The organism is Micromonospora craterilacus (assembly GCF_003236315.1).
In the GTDB taxonomy this organism is placed as follows: Bacteria; Actinomycetota; Actinomycetes; order Mycobacteriales; family Micromonosporaceae; genus Micromonospora; species Micromonospora craterilacus.
The window spans coordinates 1-25,859 of record NZ_POTY01000021.1 but is presented as its reverse complement, the minus strand read 5'-3'; the positions used below and the strand labels follow the sequence as shown (position 1 = coordinate 25,859).

The 25,859-nt window shown below is 70.6% G+C and carries 23 protein-coding genes and 1 tRNA gene; 9 read left to right on the top strand and 15 right to left on the bottom strand.

Annotated elements, in window-relative coordinates:
- Positions 1-198 precede the first annotated feature (198 nt).
- Positions 199-2,670, top strand: coding sequence for a penicillin-binding protein (locus C1I95_RS05865; RefSeq protein WP_111212748.1), 2,472 nt, complete (start codon positions 199-201; stop codon positions 2,668-2,670).
- Positions 2,671-2,995: 325 nt separating this feature from the next.
- On the opposite strand, the gene C1I95_RS05860 is transcribed toward C1I95_RS05865, so the two are convergent.
- On the bottom strand, positions 2,996-3,451 hold the full coding sequence (locus C1I95_RS05860; RefSeq protein ID WP_111212734.1) for a GatB/YqeY domain-containing protein: 456 nt from the start codon (positions 3,449-3,451) through the stop codon (positions 2,996-2,998).
- Between the two features lie 25 nt (positions 3,452-3,476).
- Here C1I95_RS05860 and C1I95_RS05855 point away from each other — a divergent pair, with 25 nt between their 5' ends.
- Together C1I95_RS05855 and C1I95_RS05850 are read left to right on the top strand one after the other, a co-directional pair.
- A complete protein-coding gene (locus tag C1I95_RS05855; RefSeq protein WP_111212747.1) occupies positions 3,477-4,370 on the top strand; it encodes a metallophosphoesterase in 894 nt (297 codons plus the stop codon).
- Between the two features lie 64 nt (positions 4,371-4,434).
- A tRNA-Pro gene (locus C1I95_RS05850) sits at positions 4,435-4,511 on the top strand.
- A gap of 534 nt (positions 4,512-5,045) precedes the next feature.
- On the opposite strand, the gene C1I95_RS05840 is transcribed toward C1I95_RS05850, so the two are convergent.
- The 3 genes from C1I95_RS05840 to C1I95_RS05830 form a co-directional block, all read right to left on the bottom strand.
- Positions 5,046-5,501, bottom strand: coding sequence for a hypothetical protein (locus C1I95_RS05840; RefSeq protein WP_146605643.1), 456 nt, complete (start codon positions 5,499-5,501; stop codon positions 5,046-5,048).
- Positions 5,502-5,746: 245 nt separating this feature from the next.
- Positions 5,747-6,205 carry a lamin tail domain-containing protein gene (locus tag C1I95_RS05835; protein ID WP_111212731.1) on the bottom strand — a complete coding sequence of 153 codons (459 nt, stop codon included), beginning with the start codon at positions 6,203-6,205 and terminating at the stop codon, positions 5,747-5,749.
- 512 nt (positions 6,206-6,717) lie between these two features.
- Complete coding sequence (locus C1I95_RS05830) at positions 6,718-7,497, bottom strand: phosphodiesterase (protein ID WP_111212730.1); 780 nt, start codon at positions 7,495-7,497, stop codon at positions 6,718-6,720.
- Between the two features lie 189 nt (positions 7,498-7,686).
- Between C1I95_RS05830 and C1I95_RS05825 the strand changes: the two genes are divergently transcribed.
- Positions 7,687-9,105 carry a sensor domain-containing diguanylate cyclase gene (locus C1I95_RS05825; protein ID WP_111212729.1) on the top strand — a complete coding sequence of 473 codons (1,419 nt, stop codon included), beginning with the start codon at positions 7,687-7,689 and terminating at the stop codon, positions 9,103-9,105.
- Between the two features lie 19 nt (positions 9,106-9,124).
- Here C1I95_RS05825 and C1I95_RS05820 read toward each other — a convergent pair whose 3' ends face one another.
- Positions 9,125-10,186, bottom strand: a complete 1,062-nt coding sequence (locus tag C1I95_RS05820) for an aspartate-semialdehyde dehydrogenase (RefSeq protein WP_111212728.1) — start codon at positions 10,184-10,186, stop codon at positions 9,125-9,127.
- Between the two features lie 6 nt (positions 10,187-10,192).
- Positions 10,193-11,458, bottom strand: a complete 1,266-nt coding sequence (locus C1I95_RS05815) for an aspartate kinase (RefSeq protein WP_111212727.1) — start codon at positions 11,456-11,458, stop codon at positions 10,193-10,195.
- Positions 11,459-11,681: 223 nt separating this feature from the next.
- On the opposite strand from C1I95_RS05815, the gene C1I95_RS05810 reads away from it, so the two are divergent.
- The 3 genes from C1I95_RS05810 to leuA all read left to right on the top strand — a co-directional run bounded on the left by C1I95_RS05810 (position 11,682) and on the right by leuA (position 15,160).
- Positions 11,682-12,530, top strand: a complete 849-nt coding sequence (locus tag C1I95_RS05810; protein ID WP_233513382.1) for a hypothetical protein — start codon at positions 11,682-11,684, stop codon at positions 12,528-12,530.
- A gap of 84 nt (positions 12,531-12,614) precedes the next feature.
- Positions 12,615-13,163, top strand: coding sequence for a nitroreductase family protein (locus tag C1I95_RS05805; RefSeq protein WP_111212726.1), 549 nt, complete (start codon positions 12,615-12,617; stop codon positions 13,161-13,163).
- A 239-nt stretch (positions 13,164-13,402) separates the two neighbouring features.
- Complete coding sequence (leuA, locus tag C1I95_RS05800) at positions 13,403-15,160, top strand: 2-isopropylmalate synthase (RefSeq protein WP_111212725.1); 1,758 nt, start codon at positions 13,403-13,405, stop codon at positions 15,158-15,160.
- 53 nt (positions 15,161-15,213) lie between these two features.
- Here leuA and C1I95_RS05795 read toward each other — a convergent pair whose 3' ends face one another.
- The gene (locus C1I95_RS05795; RefSeq protein ID WP_111212724.1) at positions 15,214-16,698 is read right to left on the bottom strand and encodes an MFS transporter; all 1,485 of its coding nucleotides are present in this window, start codon (positions 16,696-16,698) and stop codon (positions 15,214-15,216) included.
- A 108-nt stretch (positions 16,699-16,806) separates the two neighbouring features.
- Here C1I95_RS05795 and C1I95_RS05790 point away from each other — a divergent pair, with 108 nt between their 5' ends.
- Positions 16,807-17,466, top strand: coding sequence for an HNH endonuclease family protein (locus C1I95_RS05790; protein ID WP_111212723.1), 660 nt, complete (start codon positions 16,807-16,809; stop codon positions 17,464-17,466).
- The gene (locus tag C1I95_RS05785) at positions 17,448-17,900 is read left to right on the top strand and encodes a hypothetical protein (RefSeq protein WP_111212722.1); all 453 of its coding nucleotides are present in this window, start codon (positions 17,448-17,450) and stop codon (positions 17,898-17,900) included. Before C1I95_RS05790 ends, C1I95_RS05785 begins: the two co-directional genes overlap by 19 nt.
- Positions 17,901-17,963: 63 nt before the next feature.
- Here the strand turns inward: C1I95_RS05785 and C1I95_RS05780 are convergent, their stop codons facing one another.
- From C1I95_RS05780 to C1I95_RS05745, 8 genes are all read right to left on the bottom strand, one after another.
- A complete protein-coding gene (locus C1I95_RS05780) occupies positions 17,964-19,067 on the bottom strand; it encodes an ABC transporter ATP-binding protein (RefSeq protein WP_111212721.1) in 1,104 nt (367 codons plus the stop codon).
- A complete protein-coding gene (locus C1I95_RS05775; RefSeq protein WP_233513381.1) occupies positions 19,064-20,200 on the bottom strand; it encodes an ABC transporter ATP-binding protein in 1,137 nt (378 codons plus the stop codon). The genes C1I95_RS05780 and C1I95_RS05775 overlap by 4 nt, the downstream gene beginning before the upstream one ends.
- 9 nt (positions 20,201-20,209) lie before the next feature.
- The gene (locus tag C1I95_RS05770; protein ID WP_111212720.1) at positions 20,210-21,166 is read right to left on the bottom strand and encodes an ABC transporter permease; all 957 of its coding nucleotides are present in this window, start codon (positions 21,164-21,166) and stop codon (positions 20,210-20,212) included.
- Positions 21,163-22,167, bottom strand: coding sequence for an ABC transporter permease (locus C1I95_RS05765; RefSeq protein ID WP_111212719.1), 1,005 nt, complete (start codon positions 22,165-22,167; stop codon positions 21,163-21,165). Before C1I95_RS05765 ends, C1I95_RS05770 begins: the two co-directional genes overlap by 4 nt.
- Positions 22,168-22,241: 74 nt before the next feature.
- Entirely contained in the window at positions 22,242-23,906 is a 1,665-nt protein-coding gene (locus tag C1I95_RS05760; protein ID WP_111212718.1) for an ABC transporter substrate-binding protein, read from the bottom strand.
- A 212-nt stretch (positions 23,907-24,118) separates the two neighbouring features.
- Entirely contained in the window at positions 24,119-24,643 is a 525-nt protein-coding gene (locus C1I95_RS05755; protein ID WP_146605642.1) for a hypothetical protein, read from the bottom strand.
- Positions 24,644-24,865: 222 nt separating this feature from the next.
- Positions 24,866-25,459: a recombination mediator RecR gene (recR, locus tag C1I95_RS05750; RefSeq protein WP_111212716.1), complete on the bottom strand. Its 594-nt coding sequence runs from the start codon at positions 25,457-25,459 to the stop codon at positions 24,866-24,868.
- A gap of 8 nt (positions 25,460-25,467) precedes the next feature.
- On the bottom strand, positions 25,468-25,776 hold the full coding sequence (locus C1I95_RS05745; RefSeq protein ID WP_233513383.1) for a YbaB/EbfC family nucleoid-associated protein: 309 nt from the start codon (positions 25,774-25,776) through the stop codon (positions 25,468-25,470).
- Positions 25,777-25,859: the final 83 nt, after the last annotated feature.

The window sequence follows — 25,859 nt, the reverse complement described above, 5'->3', positions numbered from 1 at the left end:
GGGATCACCGCTTACCCCACCGGAGTCCGCGAAAACGCTGCGGGCCACCTCCGCAAGGAGGAAACTCGACACGGATCACGCAACCGGACACCCAGTGCCACGCGTCTAGCACAACGAGGCCGGCGCACGCAGGAAATGGGGAAAAGACGCCCCAGCGCCCCTCGCTACCTGTACGCGTACCCTGTCGAGGTGACCTGGATGCGGAAACGTGACCATAACGTCCTGACCAACGCCGCATCGCTGCTCATCTGTGGGCTGTTGGCCGGCGTGGTGGTGGCTGCGGCGGCATTTCCCGCGGTGGCGATGTCGGGCCTGGCCGCCAAGGCCGGCGCGGATACCTTCGGCGCGCTGCCGAAGGAACTGACCGTGGCCCGCGCACCCCAGATCAGTTATCTACTTGCCTCGGACGGCAAGACACCACTGGCCACCATGTACGACGAGAACCGGCGAGAGGTGAAATTCGCCGACATCTCGCCCTACATGCGTCAGGCGATCATTGCCGCCGAGGACCACCAGTTCTACAAGCACAACGGGGTCGATCTCAACGGCGTCGCCCGGGCCTTCGTCAACAACAGCGACGCCACCAAGGACCGGCAGGGCGCCTCGACGCTGACCATGCAGTACGTCCGGATGGCCATCGCCTACTCGGCGACCCACCCGGCCGACGTGGTCGCCGCCACCGAGGACACCAGCGCCCGCAAGCTGCGCGAGATGCGGTACGCCATCCAACTGGACAAGGAAATGTCCAAGGATGAGATCCTGGAGCGCTACCTCAACCTCGCCGCCTTCGGCAACGGCGCGTACGGCGTCTACGCCGCGAGCCAGGTCTACTTCAACAAGCCGCCGAAGGACCTGAAGATCGAAGAGGCCGCCATGCTGGCCGGCCTGGTCAAGGCGCCGACGTCGTTCGACCCGACCACCAAGAGCGGTTACCCGCAGGCGGTCGCCCGACGCGACTACGTCATCGACCACATGGTCACGACCGGCGCGATCACCAAGGAGGAGGGCGAGAAGGCCAAGGCCGTCAAGCTGGTGGTCAAGGGCAAGCGGGCGCCGAACGGCTGCGTCGCCGCCAACAAGAACGCCTGGGGCTACTTCTGCGACTACTTCTACCGCTGGTGGATGTCGCAGGAGACGTTCGGCTCGACCTCGTACGACCGGGAGCGGCGGCTCAAGAGCGGCGGCTACACGATCGTCACCACGCTGGACAAGCAGGCGCAGGAGGGCGCCGACAAGGCGGTCCGCAAGGCCAAGCCGGTGACCTCCAAGGAAGCCGTGATGATCGCCGTGGTCGAGCCCGGCACCGGCCGGGTGCGGGCGCTGTCGACCAACCGGAACTACAAGCTCGACAACCCGAAGGCTCCGAAGAACCGGCCGCACAGCGACCCGGTCCAGCGCAACAAGGGCAAGCTCGGCAACTACCCGAACACGGTGAACCCGCTGCTGACCGGCGGTGACGGGATCACCGGGTACCAGGCCGGCTCGGTCTTCAAGATCTTCACCATCGTGGCCGCGTTGGAGAAGGGCATCCCGCTCAGCTACACCATCAACGCGCCGCAGCAGTTCAAGTCCGAATACATCATCAGCAGCAGCAGCCCGGCTGCCTGCCCGGGCACCAACCTCTACTGCCCGACCAACTCCAACCGGCAGCCCGGCGGCGTGAAGGACATGTGGAGCGCCTTCTCGGCCTCGACCAACACGTACTTCGTCCCGCTGCAACAGCAGGTCGGCGCGGAGAACGTGGTCGACGTGGCCAAGCGTCTGGGCATCCAGTTCCGGCAGAGCGAGGACGCGAAGTTCGCCAACAACAAGGAGGCCGCACACCAGTGGGGCGCCTTCACCCTGGGCGTCTCGCAGGTCACCCCGCTGGAGCTGGCCAACTCGTACGCCACGCTGGCCGCCGACGGCAAGTACTGCGAGCCGATCCCGGTGCAGGAGATCCGCGACCTGGACGGCAAGAAGCTCGACGTGGCCAACCCGCGCTGCGAGAAGCGGCTCAGCACGGAGGTGGCCCGGGCGGCCGTGGACGTGGCCCGCTGCCCGGTCGGTGACAACTCCTCCACCACCAAGTGCGGCGGCAGCCGCACTGCCGCCGAGGGGCGCTACATCGTCGGCAAGCCCATCGCCGGCAAGTCCGGCACCACCGACGCGGAGAAGACCGCCTCCCTGGTCGCGATGACCAAGCAGTACGCGGTGGCCGGCATCCTGGCCGACCCGGACTGGCCGCAGACCAACGTCAAGATGAAGCACAAGCCGGCCGACGGCATCAACCCGCCGGTCTACGAGACGTTGAAGGCCGCCATGGACGGCAAGAAGGCGATCAACTTCGACCCGCCGGGTCAGAAGATCGCCCTCGGCGACCAGCGCACCATTCCGGGCGTCCGCTGCCTGGACATCGAGCGGGCGAAGTCCCGCATCTCCGGTGCCGGTTTCCAGCCGCTCGTCTCCGGCAGTCGGACCACCTCCGAGTGCCCGGCCGGTACGGCGGCCGGCACCAGCCCTGAGGGCCGCACCATCAAGGGCGGCTACGTGACGATCCTGGTCAGCGCCGGCGGCGGCAACGACGACAACGGCAACGGGAACGGCAACGGGAACGGCCGGCCGGGCAACGGCCAGTCCACCCCGCCCAGCAGCCCGGGACGCCCGCCGGACGACCGGCCCGGCGGCTGATCTTCGCCAAGCCCGAACCGAACGGGCGGGCACCCCACCTGGGGTGCCCGCCCGTTCGCATGCCGCGGGAAACCGAATACGCCGACCGGTACCCGAGTACGCGCACACGGGCGGTGACCGCCATGACTCGGCGCAGCGACCTCAACCGCACCGGGGTGAGGAACAGCAGAAGGCCCACCTGGCCCGGCACGAGATCCCTGCTGCTGCCGTCCTCGAAGTGGCCCGTCTGCTGGCACGCCGGGCCGTGGCCCTGCCGCCCGCTGGCGAAGGCGGCGGCGACACCCACCTCGCCCGGCTCCTCGGCCAGCCGGTCGGCACCCCGGGCCTAGCGGCCGAGCTGGCTGCGGACCGCGGCGGCCACCCGACCGCCCTCGGCCCGGCCGGCCACCGCGGCCTGGGCCGCCTTCATCGCCGGCCCCATTTGCGCCTTGTCGGTGAACCCGCCCTCGGCCAGCGCCCCCGCGACCAGCTCGGTCAGCTCGTCGTCGGAGAGCTGCTTCGGCAGGTAGCGATCCAGCACCTCGCCCTCGGCAGTCTCCTTGGCGGCCTGCTCGGCGCGGCCCGCGTCGGCGAAGGCGGTCGCGGCCTCCCGGCGCTTCTTGGCCTCCTTGGTCAGCACGGCCAGCACCTCGTCGTCGCTGAGTTCGCGTTTGGCCTTGCCGGAGACCTCGGCGGTGCCGACGGCGGCCAGGGCCATCCGCAGGGTGGAGGTGGTCAGCTCGTCGCGGGCCTTCAGGGCGGCGCGCATGTCGGCGGTGAGGCGGTCCTTCAGCGTGCTCATGGACGGTCAAACTACCCTGATCGGCATGCGAAAGCGCACACTATTCCGGCTCGCGACCGCCACTGTCGCGACGGGCGCCGCCGCCCTGGCGTACGCGTCGCTCGTCGAGCGCAACATGTTCACCCTCCGGCGCTTCGACGTCCCGGTGCTGCCGACCGGCACCGAGCCGCTGCGCGTACTGCACCTGTCGGACCTGCACATGACCCCCAACCAGCTACGCAAGCAGCAGTGGGTGGCGTCGCTGGCCGCCCTCGACCCCGACCTGGTCGTGGTCACCGGGGACAACATGGCCCACCCCGGGGCGGTGCCCGGTGTGCTGCGGGCGCTGCAACCACTGCTCGACTACCCGGGCGCGTTCGTCTTCGGCTCCAACGACTACACCGGGCCGGTCTGGAAGAACCCGTTCAGCTACTTCCTGCCCGACCGGGAGTACGCCGAGGGGATCGAGCTGCCGTACGAAGAGCTGCGCGACGTCTTCACCGGGGCCGGCTGGACGGACCTGAACAACGGGCGGGTCACGGTCAAGGCCGGTGGCCGGGCGATCGACATGGTCGGGGTCGACGACCCGCACATCGAACGGGACGACTACGCCTCGGTGGCCGGCCCGGTGGCGTCCTCGGCCGATCTCTCCATCGCCCTGGCCCACTCCCCCGAGCCGGCGCTGCTCGACGAGATGGCCGCCGACGGCTTCGGGCTGCTGCTCGCCGGGCACACCCACGGGGGCCAGGTGTGCGTACCCGGCGTGGGGGCGCTGGTGACCAACTGCGGGCTGCCCCGGTCGATGGCGAAGGGCCTGCACCGGTGGCCCGGCTCGGACTCCTGGCTGCACGTCTCCGCCGGCCTCGGCACCCATCCGACCGCCCCGGTCCGCTTCGCCTGCCCGCCGGAGGCCAGCCTGCTGGCGCTGATCCCGCGCTGACCGCCGCCCGGGGGTACCGAGTTTGACCCCCGGGACGGGTGGGCTACTATTTGTCGGCACGCCTCGGGGTGTGGCGCAGCTTGGTAGCGCGCTTCGTTCGGGACGAAGAGGTCGTCGGTTCGAATCCGGCCACCCCGACCAGAGGTAAGAGGGCACATCCAGTCGCTGGATGTGCCCTCTGGCATTTCTTCCAAGCCGAGGCTGACCACGGCATGCTGACGATCTCGATTCGGCGACCGCCGAGCTGCGCGGCAGCATCGGGGCGTCGCTCGGAGCCGTGGCGGACATCAGTCGGGTGGCCGAAGGCGTGCCCGGAGTCGAGTTCCGCGGCGGCCGAAGCTGGGTCGAGCCGGGTCCGCCCCGAGAGACGTTCGCCCCGACGGACCAGTAGTGCTGCGGTCACCACCAGTTGGGATAGTGCCGCAGAACCCGCTCCGCCGGTTCCGCTGGCTTCGACCCCCTCTCGCGCCACGCTGTCACGAGGCGCGGGCCGTGGACCACGAGCCCTGCGGCGATCATGAGCGACGACACGACCTGCCCGGCCCAGCCGAGCCACAGGCCGAAACCCGCCACGACCCAAAGCAGGAACCCGAAGCCGAGCTGCAACGTTCGAAGGCGTGGGTGCCTCACAGCGACAAGTCTAGAAGTCCGCGCCGATCACGGCGATTGTCGCTGTCACGCCGCCTGTTGGCGGCGCAGTCTGAACGCCTGCACGGCAGCGACGATGAGGAGGAGCAGCAACACCGGGCCGCCGGCCAGGACGACGAGACCGGCGCCGATGTTGGCGCCGATCCCGCCGGCCGTCATCACCCGCCAGGCGAAGCCGATCAGGGCGCCGGACAGCATCAACGCCAGGAGCACCGTCCACCAGCGCGAATCGAGCGTACGGGTGGCGGTGGCGCGGATCAGCAGCGCCAGCGACAGGATCACCAACACACAGGCCAGTACGCCGACCACCCGGTCGCCTGTCGCGCCGAGGCTGACCGGGCGTAGGAAGTAGTCGAGCGGTACCCCCTCGGCGGCCAGCCGTCGGGCCTCCCGGTTGGTCAGGTCGCCGACGAGCCAGGCTGTCGCCACCGGCGTGGCCAGCAGCAACGCCACCACCAGCACGGGGACCGCGCGCCTCAGCACGACACCCACCAGCCGATCCGCGTCGGCACGTGGAGCAGGTTCGAAGCGACCACCATCGCGCTCATCGCTCCACGATAGTGATCCGCATCGCTTCCCACCCGCCGGTACGGCCGGCTTCCGCTCATGAAGCACGCTCGATCCAGGATCGAGTGGCCTGCCAACCGCAGTGAGGCCACTCGATCCCCGATCGAGCACGATCTCGCCTGCTCCGGCCGAGGCCGCGGGGGTCGGCCGGCCCGGGCAGCTCAGCAGTTGGTGTAGCCGTTGCCCTTCTTCGTCCACTTGCAGGAGTCGATCAGCTTGCCGCTGGCGTTGCGCAGGTAGGCGATGTCGCCGGTGTTGTTCCAGATGTAGTTGCCCGAGCCCCAGTAACGGTGGCCGGCGGTGTTCGTGCCCTTGCCGGTGTGGATGACCACGCTCTTGCCCTTGGCGAGTTTGAAGTCCCCGCTGAACTTGTAGACGTGGTTGGCCTTGTCGCGCAGCGTCCAGTTCTTCAGGTTGATGGTGGTGGACCGCCGGTTGGTCAGCCTCACCCACTCGGCGTTGAGGCTCTTGTTCGAGCGGTTGTCCACACCCGGCGAGTCGTAGTAGACCTTCGTGATCTCGATGGCCGGGGTGGCGGCGTGCGCCGGGGCGGCGACGGCCAGCGAACCGCTCACCGCGACGGCGAGCGCGGCCACGAGCCCGAGGAGCCTTCTGGTCATGCGTGTTACCCCCACTTGTTGCGCCGGGAAGCCGGCGCGGATCTGTCACGCCGACGCGTGACGGAGCGAGGCTAACGACGTGACACGGCAACGTGAACACCCGCGCACACCGCGCCACCGATTACGGCCGCGCGGCCGTCCATCGGCACCCGGCCGGCCCAGATCCGGCGGCCGGTCCGGCCGGTGCGGCTCGGCGCGGGTCCGCGACCGGCGGGCCGAAAGGTTGGCCCTGGCCGCGCGTTCGACCAGCACTGTGGACTTCTGGCGCCGACCTCTGCCGTCGCGGCGGGCACCCAAACAGCCCACCCCGGCCCACGGCAGCGGCCAGCCGCGTCTGCTGATCCCCGACGCCTGGTCCCCGGCTGTGGTGCGCTGACCACTGTGTACCGTTTGGCAGCCGCCGCTGAGGTGCGCCGGCAGCGGGGAAGCGGTTCGGGGTAGGGGCGGCCGGGGGCCACGGCGATCGTGGCCACGAGCAGCGGGCCGGACCGGGTCAGGGCGCCGGAAAGCGATCAGAAACCGCAGGTCATGCCGGCGGTGTGGCTGACCTGCACGGTGTGCGTGACACACCCGGCATCGGTCACCCGGTGCAGCAGCAGGGTGGTCGGCTCGGCGACCCAGCCGATCTGCTCGTCGCCGCTCATCGTCAGCGTGGCCTGCCGCCAGGTGCTCGGGGCGACGGTGAGCACCGTGCCGGCGAAGGCCGTGGTCACCGGCCGGTGCAGGTGCCCGGCGGCGACGCGTACCACGTTGGGGTGGCGGACGAGCACCTCGGCGAGGGCGTCACCGTCGGCGAGCCGGATCGCGTCGGCGACCGGGATGCCGACCTCGACCGGCGGGTGGTGCAGGCAGACGACGGCCGGCACGTCGGGTCGCGCGGCGAGCACGCCGTCGAGCCAGCCGAGCTGCTCGTCACCGAGCCGCCCGCCGTCCGCGCCGGGGACGAGCGAGTCGAGCACCACCACGGTCGCCCCGGGATGGTGGACCTGGTAGTGCGCCGAGAAGCCGCCACCCAGCCAGGGGGTGCCGCCGAAGGCGTCAAGCAACGACTCCCGGTCGTCGTGGTTGCCGGTGGTCAGGTGCACCGGCAGCGGGAACCGGCCGATCACCTCACGCAGCGCGGCGTACTCGTCGGGGCGGCCGTGGTCGGCCAGGTCGCCGGTGATGACCACACAGTCGGGCCGGGGATTCAGCGCCAGCACCCGGCCGAGCGCGCGGTGCAGCCCGGCGGCCGGCTCGGCGGCGAGCGCACCGGTGGTCAGGTGCGGATCGCTGAGGTGGGCGATGAGCATCGGGCCTCCACTGGACCAGGAACCCTCACGCTATCGTCGCGGCCGCCCACGCGTGACCTCACAGGCCACGTCCACAGCCTGTGGATAGCACATGTGTACGAAGTCAGCCCGCACCCAGCCGCCGTGAGTACGCTTGATCGGCGACCCGGCGCCGGCCGGGAAGGTACCCCGACCTGGAACGACGTACGAGTGGATCACCAGCAAGTCATCCGTGACGTCACGGCCCGCCTGCCCATGGCGTCGACCGTCACCGAGGTGTGCCAGGCGACCGTCGCCGCGCTGGCCCGGTACACACCCGCCACCATCGCCGTCCTGCTGCACGTGCGCGGCCGGCTGCGCTGCGTCGCCGCCACCGGATCCTGGCAGGTCTTCGCCACCGTCGCGCCGGACGCCGGGATCGTCGGCCGGGTCTACACCCGCGGCAAGTCGGCCGTCGTCCCGGACGTCGCGGCCGACCTCGACCACATCCCGGTACGCCCCGACGTCGCCGCCGAGGTGTGCGTACCGGTGCTGGATCCGGCGGGTCGAGCCGTCGGCGTACTCGACTTGCAGTGGACCGGCCCGGCCGACCTAGGGTCGTGGCAGGCGACGGCCGAACGGGTCGCCGGCCGCCTCGGCGCTCGGATCGTGGCGCTCGGCGGTCCGGCGGAGAGTCGCAGCGAGAAGCTGCTCCGGCACGCCGCCGCGATGACCGCGGCCAGCACCGAGTGGGATCTGATGGCGGCCACGATCGGGGCCGCCCGGGACGTGTCGGCCCTCGCCACGGCCATCCTGGTGCTCGCCGACCGCACCGGCCCGCAGCTCGGCGCCCCAACGGTGGCCCCCGGCGAACTGGAGACCCGGATGCGCGCCGAGTTGGCGGAGGCAGGGCCGCAGGCGCTGCGGCGCATCACCGACCGGGCTCACCGGTACGGCGCGGGCTACACCCTCGGCGAGTCCGGCCACCCGCCGACGGCCGAGCACGAGCCGCTGGTCCGGGCCGGGGTACGCACGCTGATGGCGGTGCCGGTCGGCCCGCCCGAGCGTGGTGGGGTGCTGCTGGTCGCCGACGAGCGGCTGCTCCGCCCGGATCCCACCACGGTCAACCTGATGGAGCTGCTGGCCGGCCAGGCGTGGAGCTGCCTGGACCGGCTACGCACCCTGGACCGGCTACGCGAGCAGGCCAGTTCCGACCCGCTCACCGGGCTGCGGCACACCGGCCCGTTCGGGCAGCGGATCGCCACCGCGACCCCGGGCCGTACCGCGCTGCTGGCGATCGACGTGGACGGCTTCAAGAGCGTCAACGACACGTACGGCCACCAGGCGGGCGACCGGGTGCTGGTCGGCCTGGCACGGGCGTTGGAGGGTGCGCTGCGCCAGGGGGACGAGCTGTACCGGATCGGTGGCGACGAGTTCGTCGCGGTGATCGAGGTGACTCGCCCGGAGGAGGCGGTGCGGGTCGCCGAGCGGCTCACCGAGGCGGCCCGCCGCATCGGCCGTACGATCAGCGTCGGCGTCGCCCTTCCCCGGCCCGGCGAGTCTCCCGAGCTGACCCTGCGCCGCGCCGACCAGGCCCTCTACGCCGTCAAACGGCAAGGCCGTGACGGGGTCCAGTTGTCCGCCGCCTGACGGCCCCTCGGCCGGATGATCAGGCTTGGGTCAGCTCCTGGGCCAGGAGTTCGGCGATCTGCGCGGTGTTGAGGGCAGCGCCCTTGCGGAGGTTGTCGCCGGTGACGAAGAAGTCCAACGCACGGGGGTCGTCGAGGGCCCGGCGGATCCGGCCGACCCAGGACGGGTCGGTGCCGACCGCGTCGATCGGCATCGGGAACTCCCCGGCCTCCGGGTCGTCGACCACGATCACCCCGGGCGCGTCGCGCAGCACCCCACGGGCACCGTCGGCGTCGATCTCGGTGGCGAAGACGGCGTGCACCGCGACCGAGTGGCCGGTCACCACCGGCACCCGTACGCAGGTCGCGGAGACCTTGAGGTCGGGCATCCCGAGGATCTTGCGCGACTCGTTGCGCATCTTCATCTCCTCGGACGACCAACCACCGTCGGCCAGCGAGCCGGCCCAGGGCACCACGTTGAGCGCCATCGGGGCGGGGAACGGGCCGAGGTCGTCACCGACCGCCTGCCGCACGTCGCCGGTACGCGAGCCGAGCAGCCGGTCGCCGGCCACCTTGGTCAACTGGTCGTGCAGCGTGTCCGCGCCGAGCTGACCCGCCCCGGAAACCGCCTGGTACGAGGCGAGCACCAGCTCACGCAGGCCGTACTCGCGGTGCAGCGGGGCGACCGCGATGATCATCGCGAGGGTGGTGCAGTTCGCGTTGGCGACGATGCCCCGGGGCCGATTGTGCAGCTGCTCGGGATTGATCTCCGGCACCACCAGCGGCACGTCCCGGTCCATCCGGAAGGCGCCGGAGTTGTCCACCACGACCGCGCCGCGGCGCACCGCGATCGGCGCCCAGTGCGCCGAGACCTCGTCCGGGACGTCGAACATCGCCACGTCCACGCCGTCGAGCGCCTCCTCGGTCAGCGCCTGGACGGTCAACTCCTCGCCCCGACACCGCACCTTCCGCCCGACCGACCGCTCGGAGGCCAGCAGGCGGATCTCGCCCCAGACGTTGCGCCGCCCGGTGAGCAACTCACACATCACCGTGCCGACGGCCCCCGTCGCCCCGACCACGGCCAGGGTGGGCAGCCCGGCCACCGCGGGCTACCGTCCCGTCCCCGCGTACACCACGGCTTCGGTGTCACCGCCGAGGTCGAACGCCTCGTGGATGGCGCGGACCGCGGCGTCCAGGTCGGTGTCCCGGCAGACCACGGAGACCCGGATCTCCGAGGTGGAGATCATTTCGATGTTCACGCCGGCCTGGCCCAGCGCGGCGAAGAAGCCCGCAGCCACCCCGGGGTGCGACCGCATCCCCGCGCCGATCAGGGAGACCTTGCCGACGTGGTCGTCGTAGAGCAGGCCCTTGAAGTTGACCGTCTCCTGGATCTTGCTCAGCGCGGCCATCGCGGTGGGGCCGTCGGTCTTCGGCAGGGTGAAGGAGATGTCCGTGCGACCGGTGCCCTCGGTGGAGACGTTCTGCACGATCATGTCGATGTTGATCTCGGCGCCCGCGACGGTGTCGAAGATCCGCGCCGCGGCGCCCGGCTCGTCGGGCACCCCGACGATCGTGATCTTGGCCTCGCTGCGGTCGTGGGCCACTCCGGTGATCAGTGCCTGCTCCACAGGAAGCTCCTCCATCGATCCGGTGACCATGGTGCCGGTGTTGGTCGAGTATGACGAACGGACGTGGATCGGCAGCTCGGCCCGGCGCGCGTACTCCACGCTGCGCAGGTGCAGCACCTTCGCGCCGCAGGCGGCCAGCTCCAGCATCTCCTCGTAGGTGATCTGCTTGATGTGCCGGGCGTTCGGGACGATCCGCGGGTCGGCGGTGAAGACCCCGTCCACGTCGGTGTAGATCTCACACACGTCCGCCCGCAGCGCGGCGGCCAGCGCCACCGCAGTGGTGTCCGACCCACCACGGCCCAGGGTGGTGACGTCCTTGGTGTCCTGCGAGACGCCCTGGAAGCCGGCGACGATCACCACGGCCCCCTCGTCCAGCGCACCCTTGAGCCGCCCCGGAGTGACGTCGATGATCCGCGCCCGGCCGTGCACCGAGGTGGTGATCACGCCCGCCTGCGAACCGGTGAACGAGCGGGCTTCGTACCCCAGGTTGTGGATCGCCATGGCGAGCAGCGCCATCGAGATCCGCTCTCCGGCGGTGAGCAGCATGTCCAGCTCCCGCCCCGGGGGCAGCGGGCTGACCTGGTTGGCCAGGTCGAGCAGCTCGTCGGTGGTGTCGCCCATCGCGGAGACCACGACGACCACGTCGTCGCCGGCTTTGCGGGCCGCGACGATCCGCTCGGCCACCCGCTTGATCCGCTCGGCGTTGGCGACGGAGGACCCGCCGTACTTCTGCACCACGAGTGCCACGACGGTGCACTCCCTCCCGGTTGCCCTGAGCGTGCCGACGCCGCCGGCTCCGGGGCCGGCGGCGCGGGTCGGACGATCTCAGGGTATCGGGCCGCTCTGATCACCGGGTCAGGTGATCCCACGATCCGGCCCGGCCGGAGCCCGCGAGTGGTGCGCGACACGCCGCAAACGTCGACCTGCCCGGGGGTGTCCGGAAGCCGGCCGCAACGCCGAGAATGACCGGGTGCACGCCGCCCACCGCCCGGCCCGACGCCTGGCCGCCCCGCTCGCGCTGGCCCTGCCCGTCCTGCTCGCCGGCTGCTCCGCCGACCCGCCCGCAGATCCGCCGCCGCCTCCGAGCGCCGCGCCACGACCGGTGGGGATGGACGCGGCCCGCGACGAGTTGGCCGCGCTCGCCGCCGCCGCCCAGGATCGGCACCTGGTCGCCCGGTACAACCTGCTGGCCGACGGGGCCGCCGACCGCTCGATCCTGGTAACCAGCGCGAACGACGGCAGTTGGCGGGTGGACGTGCCGGGTGGCGCGCTCGGCGGCGCGGCGGACATCTCACTCGCGGCGACGGCCGACGGGCTGTTCCAGTGCGCGCTGCCCTCGGCGGCCCGGCCGGAGCCGCCGAGCTGCGTACGCCTCGGCGAGCGGGACGACACGCTGCCCCGACGGCTCGACCCCCGGGTGCAGCACCCGTTCACCGACTGGCTGGACGTGCTGACCGACCGACGCGCCCCGCTGTCGGTCTCGCCGGCCATGGCGCCGCCCGGGGCCACCGGCTCCTGCTACTCGGTGGAGACCACCGCGGCCTCGATCAACCCTCCGCTGGACGTGGGGATCTACTGCTTCGACGCCGACGGCACCCCGACCGGGGTCCGCGCCGCGTTCGGCACCCTGACGCTGGCCGCACCACCCGAGCCGGCACCGGCCACGGTGCAGTTGGCCGGGCCGGTGGTCGAGGGCGAGCCGCTGGGCATGGAGGCGTTACCCACCGATCCGGCCAGCACCGACCCGGGCGACACCGACCCAGCCGGCACCGACTCGGGCGGCGTCGACCCGGGTGCCACGGACGCGGGAACGCGTTGACCACCTGTCCCGTTACGGGTGGTGTTGCCCACATTCACCCACCCCCGACATCGCGCCAAAACGCCCATACGTAACTCTTTGCGCATGGCTGACCTCACCCCGCTGCTCGCGTTCCGGTGGAGCCCCCGTTCCTTCGACCCGGGCGCGGAGCTGACCCGGGCCGAGGCGGCGACCCTGCTGGAGGCGGCCCGCTGGGCGCCATCGGTCGGCAACCGACAACCCTGGCGGTTCGCGATCGGGCACCGCGACGACGAGATGTTCAAGCGGATCGCGGTCAACCTGCCACCGGCGGAGCAGCGCTGGGCCGGGCGGGCCAGCGCCCTGCTGCTGGCCGCGCACCCCCGCACCGGTCACCCGTTCGCGGCGTACGACTTGGGTCAGGCGGTGGCCCACCTCACCGTGCAGGCCACCGCGCTGGGACTGCACGTACGACAGCTGACCGACTTCGATCGCGCCGGCCTGGTCGCCGACCTCGACCTGCCCGACGACGTGCGACCGTACGTGGTGGTGGCGGTCGGGCAACTGGGCGATCCGCTGAGCCTTCCGGCCGACCTGGTGGCCGAGGAGTCCGCCTTGCGCCACCGGCGCCCCCTCGCCGAAATCGTCCTGAGCTGCGGGAATGCAATCCATTGACCACAGCCTGCGAATTCCGTCCCAAAGTCCGGACGCGCCTTCCCAGACCCCGTCTCATCACGTAGGGTCACCCTGTCATGTGGCAGGCGCACCTCCTCCTTGGTCGCCGCGACGGGGCCTGAAGGCCGGCACCTCGTCGCGGAGTCGAATCGCGCCGCCAGCACTGTCCCGGATCTTTCCGCTCGGCATCGTTGCCGACCTCCACTGCTGACGTCACATGACCCCAGGAGAACTCCGCCATGGCTCACCCAGCCGGCACCACCGACGTTGAGTCCGATCCCATCGCCCGGCAGCGCCCCAGCCGGATGCCGTACCGCCGCTACCAGCCGTACCGGGAGCAGTTCCGGATCGACCTGCCGGACCGTGCCTGGCCGACCCGGCACGTCGAGGCCGCGCCGCGCTGGTGCGCGGTCGACCTGCGGGACGGCAACCAGGCCCTGATCGACCCGATGTCGCCGGAACGCAAGCGCCGGATGTTCCAGCTCCTGGTGCAGCTGGGCTACAAGGAGATCGAGGTCGGCTTCCCGTCGGCCAGCCAGACCGACTACGACTTCGTCCGGCAGCTGATCGAGCAGGACCTGATCCCCGAGGACGTCACCATCCAGGTGCTCACCCAGTGCCGGGAGCACCTGATCGAGCGCACGTTCGAGTCGCTGCGCGGCGCCCGCCGGGCGATCGTGCACTTCTACAACTCCACCTCCACGCTCCAGCGCCGGGTGGTGTTCGGGCTGGACGGCGACGGCATCACCGACATCGCCACCACCGGGGCCCGGCTGTGCCAGAAGTACGCCGAGATCCACACCCCGGACACCGACATCCACTACGAGTACTCGCCGGAGTCGTACACCGGCACCGAGCTGGAGTACGCGCTGGAGGTCTGCGCGAAGGTCATCGAGGTGGTCGACCCGACCCCGGACCGCAAGCTGATCGTGAACCTGCCGGCCACCGTCGAGATGGCCATGCCGAACGTGTACGCCGACTCGATCGAGTGGATGCACCGGCACCTGCCCCGCCGCGACAGCCTGGTACTCAGCCTGCACCCGCACAACGACCGGGGCACCGGGGTCGCCGCCGCCGAGCTGGGTCTGCTGGCCGGCGCGGACCGGATCGAGGGCTGCCTGTTCGGCAACGGCGAGCGCACCGGCAACGTCGACCTGGTGACGCTCGGGCTGAACCTGTTCTCCCAGGGCATCGACCCGATGATCGACTTCTCCGACATCGACGAGATCAAGCGGGCCGTCGAGTACTGCAACCAGCTGCCCGTGCACGAGCGCCACCCGTACGCCGGCGACCTGGTCTACACCGCCTTCTCCGGCTCCCACCAGGACGCCATCAACAAGGGCTTCGCCGCGCTGAACGCCGACGCGGCGGCGGCCGGCGTTCCGGTCGACGAGTTCACCTGGGCGGTGCCGTACCTGCCGATCGACCCGAAGGACCTGGGCCGCAGCTACGAGGCGGTGATCCGGGTCAACTCGCAGTCCGGCAAGGGCGGCGTCGCGTACATCATGAAGACCGAGCACCAGCTCGACCTGCCCCGCCGGCTCCAGATCGAGTTCTCCGGCGTGGTGCAGCAGGTCACCGACCACGACGGTGGCGAGGTCGACCCGGCCACCATGTGGCAGATCTTCGCCGGGCAGTACCTGCTCGACCACCAGTCCGACCCGGCGGTGACGCTGGCCGAGTACGCCATCGGCACCGCCGACGGCAAGGTCGAGATCACCGCGCAGGTCGGCGTCGCTGGCGAGCCGCGCACGCTCAGCGCGGTCGGCAACGGCCCGATCGACGCGTACGTCAACGCGCTCGGCTCGGCCGGCGTGGCGGTACGCGTGCTCGACTACCACGAGCACGCGCTCTCCTCCGGCGGCGACGCGCAGGCTGCCGCGTACGTCGAGTGCGAGGTCGACGGCCGGACGGTCTGGGGCGTGGGCATGGACGCCAACATCGTCACCGCCTCCATCAAGGCCGTAACCAGCGCCGTCAACCGCACCCGCCGCTGAGGTGTAAGGAAGGGCCCCTTGTCGACCGGGGGCCCTTCCTTACACCTGTCCGGCTAGCGGGGGGTGGAGACGGGTAGGGAGTGGCAGGGTTGGGCCGGCGGAGGCTTGCGGGTCGGACGGTGGACCAGCACGGCGGCGATGGCCGCGCCGACCACCAGCAGGCCCGCGCACCAGAGCAGGGCACCCCGGTAGGCGGCGGCCAGTTCGGCGTGTTGCTCGTACCCGGTGCCGGAGAGCCCGACCAGCAGCGGCAGGGCAGCGACCGCGAGCAGCCCACCGACCCGGGAGGCGGCGTTGTTGAAGCCGCTCGCCACCCCGGCGAAGCGGTCCGCGACGGCGGCCAGCACGGACGCGGTCAGCGGCGCCACTACCAGGGTCAGCCCGGCCCCGAACAGCGCCACGCCCGGCAGCACCTGTCGCCAGTACGACGCGCCCGGCTCGACCTCGCGCAGCACCAGCAGACCGGCGGCGGCCAGCACCGGGCCGACGGTCAGCGGCAGCCGTGGCCCGATCTTGGCCGACAGTGCGCCGGCTGCGGGCGAGCCGACCAACAGCAGCACGGTCATCGGCAGCAGGGCGATGCCGGTGAGGAACGCCGACCAGCCGACCACGTTCTGCAGGTAGACGGCGAAGAAGAAGGTGAAACCGCCGAGCGCGGCGTAGACCAGCACGGTGAAGACGTTGAGCACGGAGAACAGCCGGCTGCCGAACAGTCCGGTGGGTAGCATCGCCGTCTCTCCGCGACGCCGCTCCAGCAGTACGAACACCACCGCGGCGAGCACCGCGACCAGGGCCGCCACCGCCACCTGCGGCGAATGCAGGCCCCGGCCGGGCGCCTCGACCAGCGCGTACGTGATACCGGCCAGGGCGATTGCGCCGAGCACGGCACCGGCCACGTCGAACCGACGTCCCCGCCGGCCCGGTCCCCGGGTACGGGTGGCGCTCTCGTCCCGGCTCTCCGGCACCCAGCGGACGGCAGCCAGCACCACCAGCACCGCCAGTGGGAGGTTCAGGAAGAAGATCCACCGCCAGGAGAGCGCGTCGATCAGCCAGCCACCGACGAACGGGCCGAGCGCGGTGGAGACGCCGGACAGGCCCGACCACGCCCCGATCACCTTCGCCCGGTCGTCGGGGTGGAAGCTGGCCTGGAGCAGCGACAGCGAGCCCGGGGCCAGCAGCGCCCCGCCCGCACCCTGGAGGAACCGCGCGGCCACCAACCAGTCGGTACGCAGGGCCAGCCCGCAGAGGATCGAGGCGACGGTGAACCAGATCACGCCGAGCAGGAAGATCCGCCGCCGCCCGAACCGGTCGCCCAGCGCGCCGCCGAGCAGGACGAACGCCGCGAGGGTGAGCAGGTATCCGTTGACCGTCCACTGTAGCCCGGCGACGGACGCGCCGAGTTCGGCGCCGAGCCGGGGCAGCGCCACATTGACCACGGTGCTGTCCAGGAACACCATGCCGGAGGCGAGCACGGCGGCGGCCAGGGTGCCTCGGCCGGTGGCGGTTCCGAGTCGGATGGCGGGCGCGGGTTCAGACATGGCTACCAATCTGCCGTGCACCATGTGCCAGACACCACGAAACGCCGAAACCACGTCCGGGTACTGTGCGGGATCGCCGAAAGCCCGCAAGCTGGAGAGGTGTCGTCTGTGCGTACCAGATCAGGATCGCGCGCCCTGGGAGCGCTCGCGCTCGCCGCGGCGCTGACCCTCGGCGCGGCCGGTTGCGTCCCGTTGGAGGAGCCGGAGGAGCCGGCGGGCACCGGCGGCGGCACCGCCACCCAGATGCTCTCCCAGCTCACCGTCGCCGAAGCCAACCCGATGCGCGGCTACAGCCGCAACCGCTTCCCGCACTGGCGCAAGACCGGCAAGAACTGCGACGTCCGGGACACGGTGCTGGAACGCGACGGCAAGGACATCCAGCACTCCGGCTGCAATGTGGTCGGCGGTCGGTGGGAGAGCGTCTACGACGGACGTGCCTTCACCGATCCGTCCCAGGTGGACATCGACCACATGGTGCCGCTGGCCAACGCCTGGCGGTCGGGCGCCGACGACTGGGACGACTCGAAACGCGGCGACTTCGCCAACGACCTCGACCGACCGCAGCTCTTCGCGGTTTCCGCGTCCTCCAACCGGGCAAAGGGTGACCAGGATCCGTCCCAGTGGAAACCACCAAACCGGTCATACTGGTGCCAGTACGCCGGCGACTGGGTGGCGGTGAAGCACCACTGGCAGCTGACGGTGACCAGTGCCGAGAAGGCCGCGCTGGCCGACATGTTGGAGGGCTGCACATGGGAGAGCAAGCCGTAACCGGCGCCGACGGTTCCCCGGCACCCGAGCGGGCACCGGACGCCGGCGGGGAGGACGCGGCGGCGGCCACCGACAGCCCACCACCCGGCCCGGCCACGGCCGGGATGACCGCCGACGGTGCCGCCGCCGGTGAGGTGGAGGTGCCCGGTGCCGGGATGACGGCCGACGCCGGCGGCGCCACCGGCCCGCAGAGCCGGACCACGGACATCGTGCCCGGACCGGGCGGGGTGATGACCGACGAGGTCGGCGTGGTGACCGGGGAGCTGACCCTGCGCACCGACTTCGCCGACGGCCAGGTCACCCTGCACGTGCAGTACAAGGACGCCGACGAGTGGTACGTGGTCACCGGCGGCAAGGCCGCGCTGGACGACGCCGCGGGGCTGGAGGCGGTGCACAGCATTGCGGTCGGCCTGCTCAACCGCCCCGAGGGCTGAGACGCGGCTGTCTGTTAAGAGGGGCCCCTTCCTATACGCGAGGCGTTAAGAAGGGGCCCTTCCTTACACGAAGGAGCCGGGTTCGCTGGGGGCGGAGACGACGCCGGGCTCCTCGCCCTCGCCCTCCGGGCGGACGATCTCCGCGCTCACCTTGTGCGGGCGCAGTTCCCCGCTGGCGATCTGCTCGGCGAAGTGGCACGCGACCCGGCTTCCGCCGATCTCCCGCAGCACCGGCCGCTCGTCGGCGCAGCGGGTCGGCTGCGCCCACGGGCACCGGGTGTGGAAGCGGCAACCCGACGGCGGGTTGGCCGGCGAGGGCAGGTCACCGGCGAGCAGGATCCGCTCCCGGCGGTCCTCCACGTCCGGGTCCGGCACCGGCACCGCCGACATCAGCGCCCGGGTGTACGGGTGCAGCGGCTCGGTGTAGAGCCGGTCGCTCGGCGCCTCCTCGACCAGGCCGCCCAGGTACATCACGCCGACGATGTCGGAGATGTGCCGGACCACCGCCAGGTCGTGCGCGATCACCAGGTAGGTCAGGCCGAGGTTGTCCTGGAGTTCGTCGAGCAGGTTGACCACCTGGGCCTGGATCGACACGTCGAGCGCGGAGACCGGCTCGTCGGCGACGATCAGCTCCGGCCCGAGCACCAGCGCGCGGGCGATGCCGATGCGCTGCCGCTGACCGCCGGAGAACTCGTGCGGATAGCGGGAGAGCGCCCACCGGGGCAGGCCGACCTTGTCCAGCGTCTCAGCGATGATCTTCCGGCGTTCGTCCCGGTTGCCGCCGATCCCGTGCGCCTGCAGGCCCTCGGTGAGGATCGACTCGACGTTCTGCCGCGGGTCGAGGCTGGACATCGGGTCCTGGAAGATCATCTGCATCCGCTTACGCATCGTGCGCAGCTTGCCCGGCGCCAGCGTGGTCAGCTCGACCCCGTCGAAGCTCACCTCACCGGCGGTGGGCGGGGTGAGCTGGAGCAGTGCCCGCCCGAGGGTGGACTTGCCGCAGCCCGACTCGCCGACCAGGCCGTAGGTCTTGCCACGCGGGATGCTCAGGTCGACCCCGTCGACGGCCTTGACGTGCCCGACCGTGCGTTCGAACAGCACCCCCCGCTTGATCGGGAAGTGCACCTTCAGGTCCCGTACCTCGACGAGGACGTCGCTTCCGGTCATGGCTTCTCCTCCTCGCGCGGCGCGGGCACCGGGCCGCTGGCCGGCTTGCCCGCGGCCGGTACGTCGGTGCCGGCCTCCGCCGCCTGCCCGGTGCCGTCGGCGGTCGCCGCCGGCTCGGACTTCGCGGGCACCGGCGCGTCGGCGGCCCGCGCCAGGCCCGGCAGCGGAGCCGGGTTGACGCAACGGTAGCTGCGGCCGTCGTGGGCGAGCACCAACTCCGGGGGCTCACCCACGCAGGCGTCCACCCGGCGGGTGCAGCGCGGGGCGAAGGCGCAGCCCTCCTGCCAGGGCAGCAGGTCGCGCACCGAGCCGGGGATGGGGTTGAGCCGTTCGCCGCGGCCGGCGTCCAGGCGAGGCACCGAGCCGAGCAACCCCACGGTGTACGGGTGCCTCGGCTCGCGGAACAGTGGGCGCCGCCGAGCGGTCTCCACCACCCGGCCGCCGTACAGCACGTTGATCGTCTCGCACATCCCGGCCACCACGCCGAGGTCGTGCGTGATCATCACCAGCGCGGTGCCGGAGTCCCGGACCAGATCCTTCAGCAGCTCGAGGATCTGCGCCTGGATGGTGACGTCCAGGGCGGTCGTCGGCTCGTCGGCGATCAGCAGCCGAGGCTGGCAGGCCACCGCCATGGCGATCAGGGCACGCTGTCGCATCCCGCCGGAAAGCTGGTGCGGGTACTCCTTCAGCCGCCGTTTGGGGTCGGGGATGCCGACCCGGTCGAGCAGCGCTGCGGCCTCCTTCGCCGCCACGTCGCCCTTCATCCCCCGATGCCGGGTCAGCACCTCGGTCACCTGAAGGCCGATCGGGATGACCGGATTGAGCGACGACAGCGGGTCCTGGAAGATCATCGCGATGTCGCGGCCCCGGATGTCCCGGCGCGACCGGTCGTCGAGCTGGAGCAGGTCGGTCCCGTCGAACACCGCCTTGCCGCCCACCCGCAGACCGGGCTGCTTGGGCAGCAGCCCCATGATCGCCAGCGAGGTCACCGACTTGCCGCAGCCGGACTCGCCGACCAGACCGACCACCTCACCGGCGTCGACGGAGAAGGAAACCCCGTCGACGGCGTGCACGGCACGCTGGCCGCGCCGGGCGAAGGTGACGGAGATGTCCTCCACTTCGAGCAGTGCCATGACGGATACCTACTTCCGCAGCTTCGGGTCGAGGGCCTCACGCATCGCCTCACCGAGCAGCGTGAAGCCCAGCGCGGTGATGATGATGCCGAGTGCGGGCAGGATCGCCAGTCGCGGTGCGATGTCGATGTAGCGCTGCGCGTCGGCGAGCATCATGCCCCACTCGGGGATGGACGCGTCGTTGTTGCCCAGACCGAGGAAGGAGAGCGCGGCGGCCTCGATGATCGCCGTGGCCAGCGTGAGCGTGGCCTGCACGATCACCGGGGCCAGCGAGTTCGGCACCACGTGGGCCAGCGCGATCTTCGGCTTTCGTACGCCCAGCGACGTCGCGGCCAGAACGTAGTCGCTGTTGGACTGTGCGATCATCGCGCCGCGCAACAGTCGGGCGAAGACCGGAACCGAGACCGTACCCACCGCGATCATGACCGTGGTGAGACTGGCGCCCAGGATCGCCGCGATGCTGATCGCGAGCAGCAGGCTCGGCATGGCCAGCAGCATGTCGATGAAACGCATCAGGACGTTGTCGACGGCGCGGCCCCAACGGCCGCCGAGGCCGGCGGCGGCACCGGCGATCCCGCCGATCAGCGAGCCCACGGCCAGACCGATCATCGTCGCGACGACACCGACCAGGAGGGTCTGCCGGGCCCCGACGACCATCCGGCTGAACTGGTCGCGACCGATGTGGTCGAGACCGAACCAGTTCTCGGCCCGCACGCCGGGAATGAAGCCGACCCGGATCTCGCCCTTCCAGAGTTGGGCCTCGGGCGCGTACGGGACCAGGAACGGGCCGACCACGGAGACGATGACGAACAGGCCCAGGACCACCGCGCCGACGATCGCGGCGGGGTTGCGGCGCAGCCGGCGGAACGCCTCCTGCCAGAGGCTGACGCCGCGCTCGTCGTCCCGCGCGGCCAGTTCGGCGAGCCGGTCGATCTTCTCCTTCTTCTTGCGGCTGATGATCGTCATCGGACCCTCACCCTCGGGTCGATCAGGCTGTAGGAGAGGTCCACGATCAGGTTCACCAGCACGTACACCACCGCAATGATCATGATGAAGCCCATCAGCACCGGGTAGTCGCGCTGGCTGATCGCCTCCGCGACGAACGCCCCGATCCCGCTGAACGCGAAGACGGTCTCGGTGAGCACCGCGCCGGAGAGCAGACCACCGGTGAGCAGGCCGATCGAGGTGACCACCGGCAGCAGCGAGTTGCGCAGCACGTGCCGGCGACGGACCACGTTCTCGGTCAGCCCCTTGGCCTCGGCGGTACGGACGAAGTCCTCGTTGAGCACCTCGAGCACGCTGGCCCGGGTGATCCGGACGATGATCGCCAGCGGGATGCTGGCCAGCGCGATGCCCGGCAGGATCAGATGCCAGAGCGCATCGGCGGCGGCGTCCCACTCGCGGGTCATCAGCCCGTCGAGGACGAAGAAGTTGGTGATCCGGGTGGCGCCGAGGGTCGGGTCCTGCCGGCCGCTGGACGGGAACCAGCCCAGGTTCTCGGAGAAGATCGCCTTGAGGATGTACGCCAGGAAGAAGACCGGGATGCAGATGCCGATCAGCGAGCCGCCGACCGACATGTGATCCAGCAGCCGGCCACGCCGACGGGCGGCGAGGTAGCCGAGCGGGATACCGATCCCGATCGCGATCACCATCGCGGTGATGGTCAGCTCGACAGTGCCGGGGAAGCGCTGGAGGAACTCGGTGGTGACCTCGCGCTTGGTCGAGATCGACGTGCCCAGGTCGAGCCGGATCATCCGCCGCACGAACCGGCCGTACTGGACCAGGACCGGCTCGTCGAGACCGAGGTTGTGGCGGATCGCGGCACGCATCTCGGGCGTACCCCGCTCGCCGAGAATGGCGGTCTCGGGGCCGCCGGGCAGCCGCCGGAGCCAGATGAACAACAGAATGGAGAGCCCGAACAGCGTGGGTATCAGCTGTAGCAGGCGTCTGACGATGAACCGGAACACGGCGGCCTCGAAGGGGTGCTGAGGATCGCGGGCGGGCGCTGTATTCAGCGCCCGCCCGCGGTCAGTGCTTCAGATCAGGACTTGAACTCGGCGGAGGAGAACCGCTCGTCGGTGAGCGGGCTCGCCTTGACCCCGGTCACGTCCTTGCCGAACACGATGGCCGGCGGTGCGTGCGAGATCGGCACACCCGGCAGGAAGTTCATGATGTCGGCGTTCAGCTCCTTGTAGAGCGCCACCTTGGCCGCCTGGTCCGCGGTGGAATCCGCCTGCTTGAACTTCTCGAACAGGGCGGGGTTGTTGAAGCCCCACTCGTCCTTCTGCCGGTCGAAGAACGTACCGATGAAGTTGTAGCCGTCGCCGTAGTCGCCGGTCCACCCGAGGAAGTGGATGTCGTGCTTGTTGCCGGAGGTGGTGGCGTTGAGGTAGTCCGGGCTCCACTTCAGCGGGATCGCCTCGATCTTGATGCCGGCCGCCTGGAGGTCCGCCGAGACCAGCTCGAAGAGGTCCTTCGGGTTCGGCATGTACGGCCGGGTGACCTCGGTCGGGTAGTGGAACCGCAGGGTCAGGTCCGACGCGCCGGCCTCGGCCAGCAGCGCCTTGGCCTTCTCGACGTCGTAGTCGTACTTGGTGACGTCGCCGTTCCAGCCCTCGACGGTGTCGGGGAAGAAGTTCACCGCGACCTGGGCGCCCGGGGGCAGCTTCGAGTCGACCAGGGCCTGCCGGTTGATCGCGTGGGCGAGCGCCTGCCGGACCTTCAGGTCGGCCAGCTTCGGGTTCCCCTTCTGGTTGATCGCCAGGTAGAGGATGTTGAAGGCCGGACGGGTCAGAAGGTTGAAGCCCTCGTTCTTGAGCGGCTCGACGTCAGCCGGGCCGACCAGGTCGTAGCCCTGGATGTCACCGGAACGCAGCGCCTGCTTGCGGGCGTTCTCGTCCGAGATGGTCTTGAAGATCAGGCTCTTCAGCTTGGCCTTGTCGCCCCAGTAGTCCTCGTTCCGCTCCAGGGTCAGCGTCTTGTTGGGGACGTCCCAGGACTTGAACTTGAACGGACCGGTACCGGTCGGGTGCCCGGTCGCGTACGCGGGGTACTTGATGTCGTCCGCGCTGCCGCTGACGTTGCTGGCGTCGTAGTCCTGCAGCGCCTTCGGGCTGTGGATGGAGAAGGACGGCAGCATCAGGGCGGCCGGGATCTTGCTGGAGACCCGGGTGAAGGCCAGGTCGACCGTGGTGGGGTCGGTGGCGGTGCAGGACTTGAAGAGGCTCGGCGGGAGCGTGTCGTCCTCATTGGCGGCGAAGCCACCCATGATGTCCTGCCAGTACGCGGTCACGTCCGGGCTCTGCATGAGGCCCTTGGCGTTGAACCAGCGGTTGAAGTTGACGCAGACAGCGTCGGCGTTGAAGTCGGTGCCGTCGTGGAACTTCACGCCGGAACGCAGCTTGAACGTCCACGTCGTGCCCGCGGCGTCCGGCGTCCAGGACTCGGCGAGGCCGGGGCTGACCTTGGTGCCGCCCTCTTCCGGGCGGACCAGCGTCTCGAACATCTGACGGGCCACGCGCAGCGACTCACCGTCGCTGGCCATGGTGGGGTCGAGGACCTTCGCGTCTCCGGCGACGCCGAAGACGAGGGTGTCCTTGCTACTACCGCTGGAACCTTCTTCGCGGTTGCTCTCGGCACAGCCTGCTACCGCGAGGGCCGCGACCGCTACGGCCGCGATGGCGACCTTCGGCCTGGATGCACGCATGGTGCTTCACCTCGTCCTAGGGGGTACGGACAACGTGGTGACAGGGTCACCGATGGCGGTGACCTTAGCCTCCGTTTGGACCGCCCGGAAACGGCCGGAGAAGCTCTTGGTACCGGATCGTGTCCTTAGCGACCAGCCCTCGTAACGCGGGTCAACGGGCTATCGGACAAAACGGCCCAATAGCCTCTTCTAATCGATATCATTCTGTTACATCAATCGGACGACCGACCAACACCGGTGTCATATCGCCAATCGGCGCGTCTCAAGGGCGTGGGTGGGGTCGGGCAGGCCGGCAGGCGCGCCAGCTCAAAGCCCGCGGCCGGTGCGCCCAGCGCCCGGAAGTCGAGCCGATGGCAGGCCCGCAGCGTCCCCTGGGGCCACCGGCCGTACCCCTCGGAAGCCTCGATGACCAGCGACAGCTCCGGCTCGCGGCGAATCTCCCACACATCCACCTCGTGCTCGGCGGCCAGTGCCCGTAACCGATCGTCCGGCACCTGCTCACCGGCGGCCAGCACCGCCTCGGCGTAGCGACCGGCCCGCTGGTCCAGCTCCGTACCGGCCGTCACCGCGCCGTCCCGCCTGGCCTCCCGGAACTCCCGCAGCTCCGCCGCGAAGCACCACCAGCCGACCAGCACCCCGATGACCAGCAGGCCGGCCAGCACCGACGGCGGCCAGGGCCGGTCCGCTCCCGTCGCACCTCGGCCTCCCCTCGCCGCACCGCCACCAGGATGTGCCACCCGGGCTCGTCGGCGGAGGGGGCCGTCACCCGGTCGGTCTGGCGCCGCCAGAAGCGCCGACATCGCCGCGCGGACCGGGCTCAACCTGCCGAGCCGGCGATCACGGCCAGTACCCGGTCCGGTGCGAGTGGCGCCGCCCGCGGCGGCCGGGTGGGCCCGGACCAGGGTCCGGAGTGGACGGCGCGGAGGACGCCGCCACCGCTCGCCGCGGCGACGGGTTCGTCACACGGCCCGGCGACCCTCGAAGGCCCGACCCAGGGTGATCTCGTCGGCGTACTCCAGGTCGCCGCCGACCGGTAGCCCGCTGGCCAGCCGGGTCACGGCGATCCCCATCGGCTTGACCATCAGCGCGAGGTAGGTGGCGGTCGCCTCGCCCTCGGTGTTCGGATCGGTGGCCAGGATCAGCTCGCGGATCGCACCACCACTCAGCCGGGCCATCAGCTCCCGGATGCGTAGATTGTCCGGCCCGATGCCCTCCAGCGGATTGATCGCCCCGCCGAGCACGTGGTACCGCCCGCGGAACTCACCGGTCCGCTCGATCGCGACCACGTCCTTCGGCTCCTCGACCACGCAGATCACCTCGTCGGTGCGGCGCGGGTCGCGGCAGATCCGGCACTGTTCGGACTCGGCGACGTTGTAGCAGCTGGTGCAGAACCGCACCAGATCCTTGACCTTGCGCAGCGCGCCGGCCAACCGGTTGACGTCGGCCGGATCGGCGGACAGGACGTGGAAGGCGATCCGCTGGGCACTCTTCGGACCGACGCCCGGCAGCCGGCCCAGCTCGTCGATCAGATCCTGGATGGCACCCTCGTACATCTGCGGGCTCAGAAACCGGGCAGGCCGAGGCCGCCCATCCCACCCGCGACCGGGCCCATCTTCTGCTCGGTCAGCTCCTGGGCCGCCTGGGTGGCGTTGTGCAGGGCGGCGACGACCAGATCCTCCAGGGTCTCCACGTCGTCCGGGTCGACCACCTTCGGGTCGATCTTGATGCTCTTGACCTCACCGGCGCCGGAGACGATCGCCGTGACCAGACCACCGCCGGCGGTGCCGGTCACCTCGGCCTCGGCCAGCTCGGCCTGCGCCTTGGCGATCTGCTGCTGCATCTTCTGCGCCTGCTTCAGCATCTGCTGCATGTTCGGCTGTCCACCAGGCCGCACGATGGCTCCCTCGACTCGTCTACTTGGCCGCCGCCCAGCCTAGCTGTCCCCACCGACCC

Excerpts from the sequence above, each read along its gene's own strand:
- leuA (WP_111212725.1), top strand. The coding sequence starts at position 13,403 with ATGGCTCACCCAGCCGGCACCACCGACGTTGAGTCCGATCCCATCGCC.
- C1I95_RS05795 (WP_111212724.1), bottom strand. The coding sequence starts at position 16,698 with ATGTCTGAACCCGCGCCCGCCATCCGACTCGGAACCGCCACCGGCCGA.
- C1I95_RS05855 (WP_111212747.1), top strand. The coding sequence starts at position 3,477 with ATGCGAAAGCGCACACTATTCCGGCTCGCGACCGCCACTGTCGCGACG.
- C1I95_RS05775 (WP_233513381.1), bottom strand. The coding sequence starts at position 20,200 with ATGGCACTGCTCGAAGTGGAGGACATCTCCGTCACCTTCGCCCGGCGC.
- C1I95_RS05760 (WP_111212718.1), bottom strand. The coding sequence starts at position 23,906 with ATGCGTGCATCCAGGCCGAAGGTCGCCATCGCGGCCGTAGCGGTCGCG.
- C1I95_RS05805 (WP_111212726.1), top strand. The coding sequence starts at position 12,615 with ATGGCTGACCTCACCCCGCTGCTCGCGTTCCGGTGGAGCCCCCGTTCC.
- C1I95_RS05770 (WP_111212720.1), bottom strand. The coding sequence starts at position 21,166 with ATGACGATCATCAGCCGCAAGAAGAAGGAGAAGATCGACCGGCTCGCC.
- C1I95_RS05780 (WP_111212721.1), bottom strand. The coding sequence starts at position 19,067 with ATGACCGGAAGCGACGTCCTCGTCGAGGTACGGGACCTGAAGGTGCAC.
- C1I95_RS05745 (WP_233513383.1), bottom strand. The coding sequence starts at position 25,776 with ATGCAGCAGATGCTGAAGCAGGCGCAGAAGATGCAGCAGCAGATCGCC.
- C1I95_RS05860 (WP_111212734.1), bottom strand. The coding sequence starts at position 3,451 with ATGAGCACGCTGAAGGACCGCCTCACCGCCGACATGCGCGCCGCCCTG.
- C1I95_RS05830 (WP_111212730.1), bottom strand. The coding sequence starts at position 7,497 with ATGCTCATCGCCCACCTCAGCGATCCGCACCTGACCACCGGTGCGCTC.
- recR (WP_111212716.1), bottom strand. The coding sequence starts at position 25,459 with ATGTACGAGGGTGCCATCCAGGATCTGATCGACGAGCTGGGCCGGCTG.
- C1I95_RS05785 (WP_111212722.1), top strand. The coding sequence starts at position 17,448 with ATGGGAGAGCAAGCCGTAACCGGCGCCGACGGTTCCCCGGCACCCGAG.
- C1I95_RS05865 (WP_111212748.1), top strand. The coding sequence starts at position 199 with ATGCGGAAACGTGACCATAACGTCCTGACCAACGCCGCATCGCTGCTC.
- C1I95_RS05835 (WP_111212731.1), bottom strand. The coding sequence starts at position 6,205 with ATGACCAGAAGGCTCCTCGGGCTCGTGGCCGCGCTCGCCGTCGCGGTG.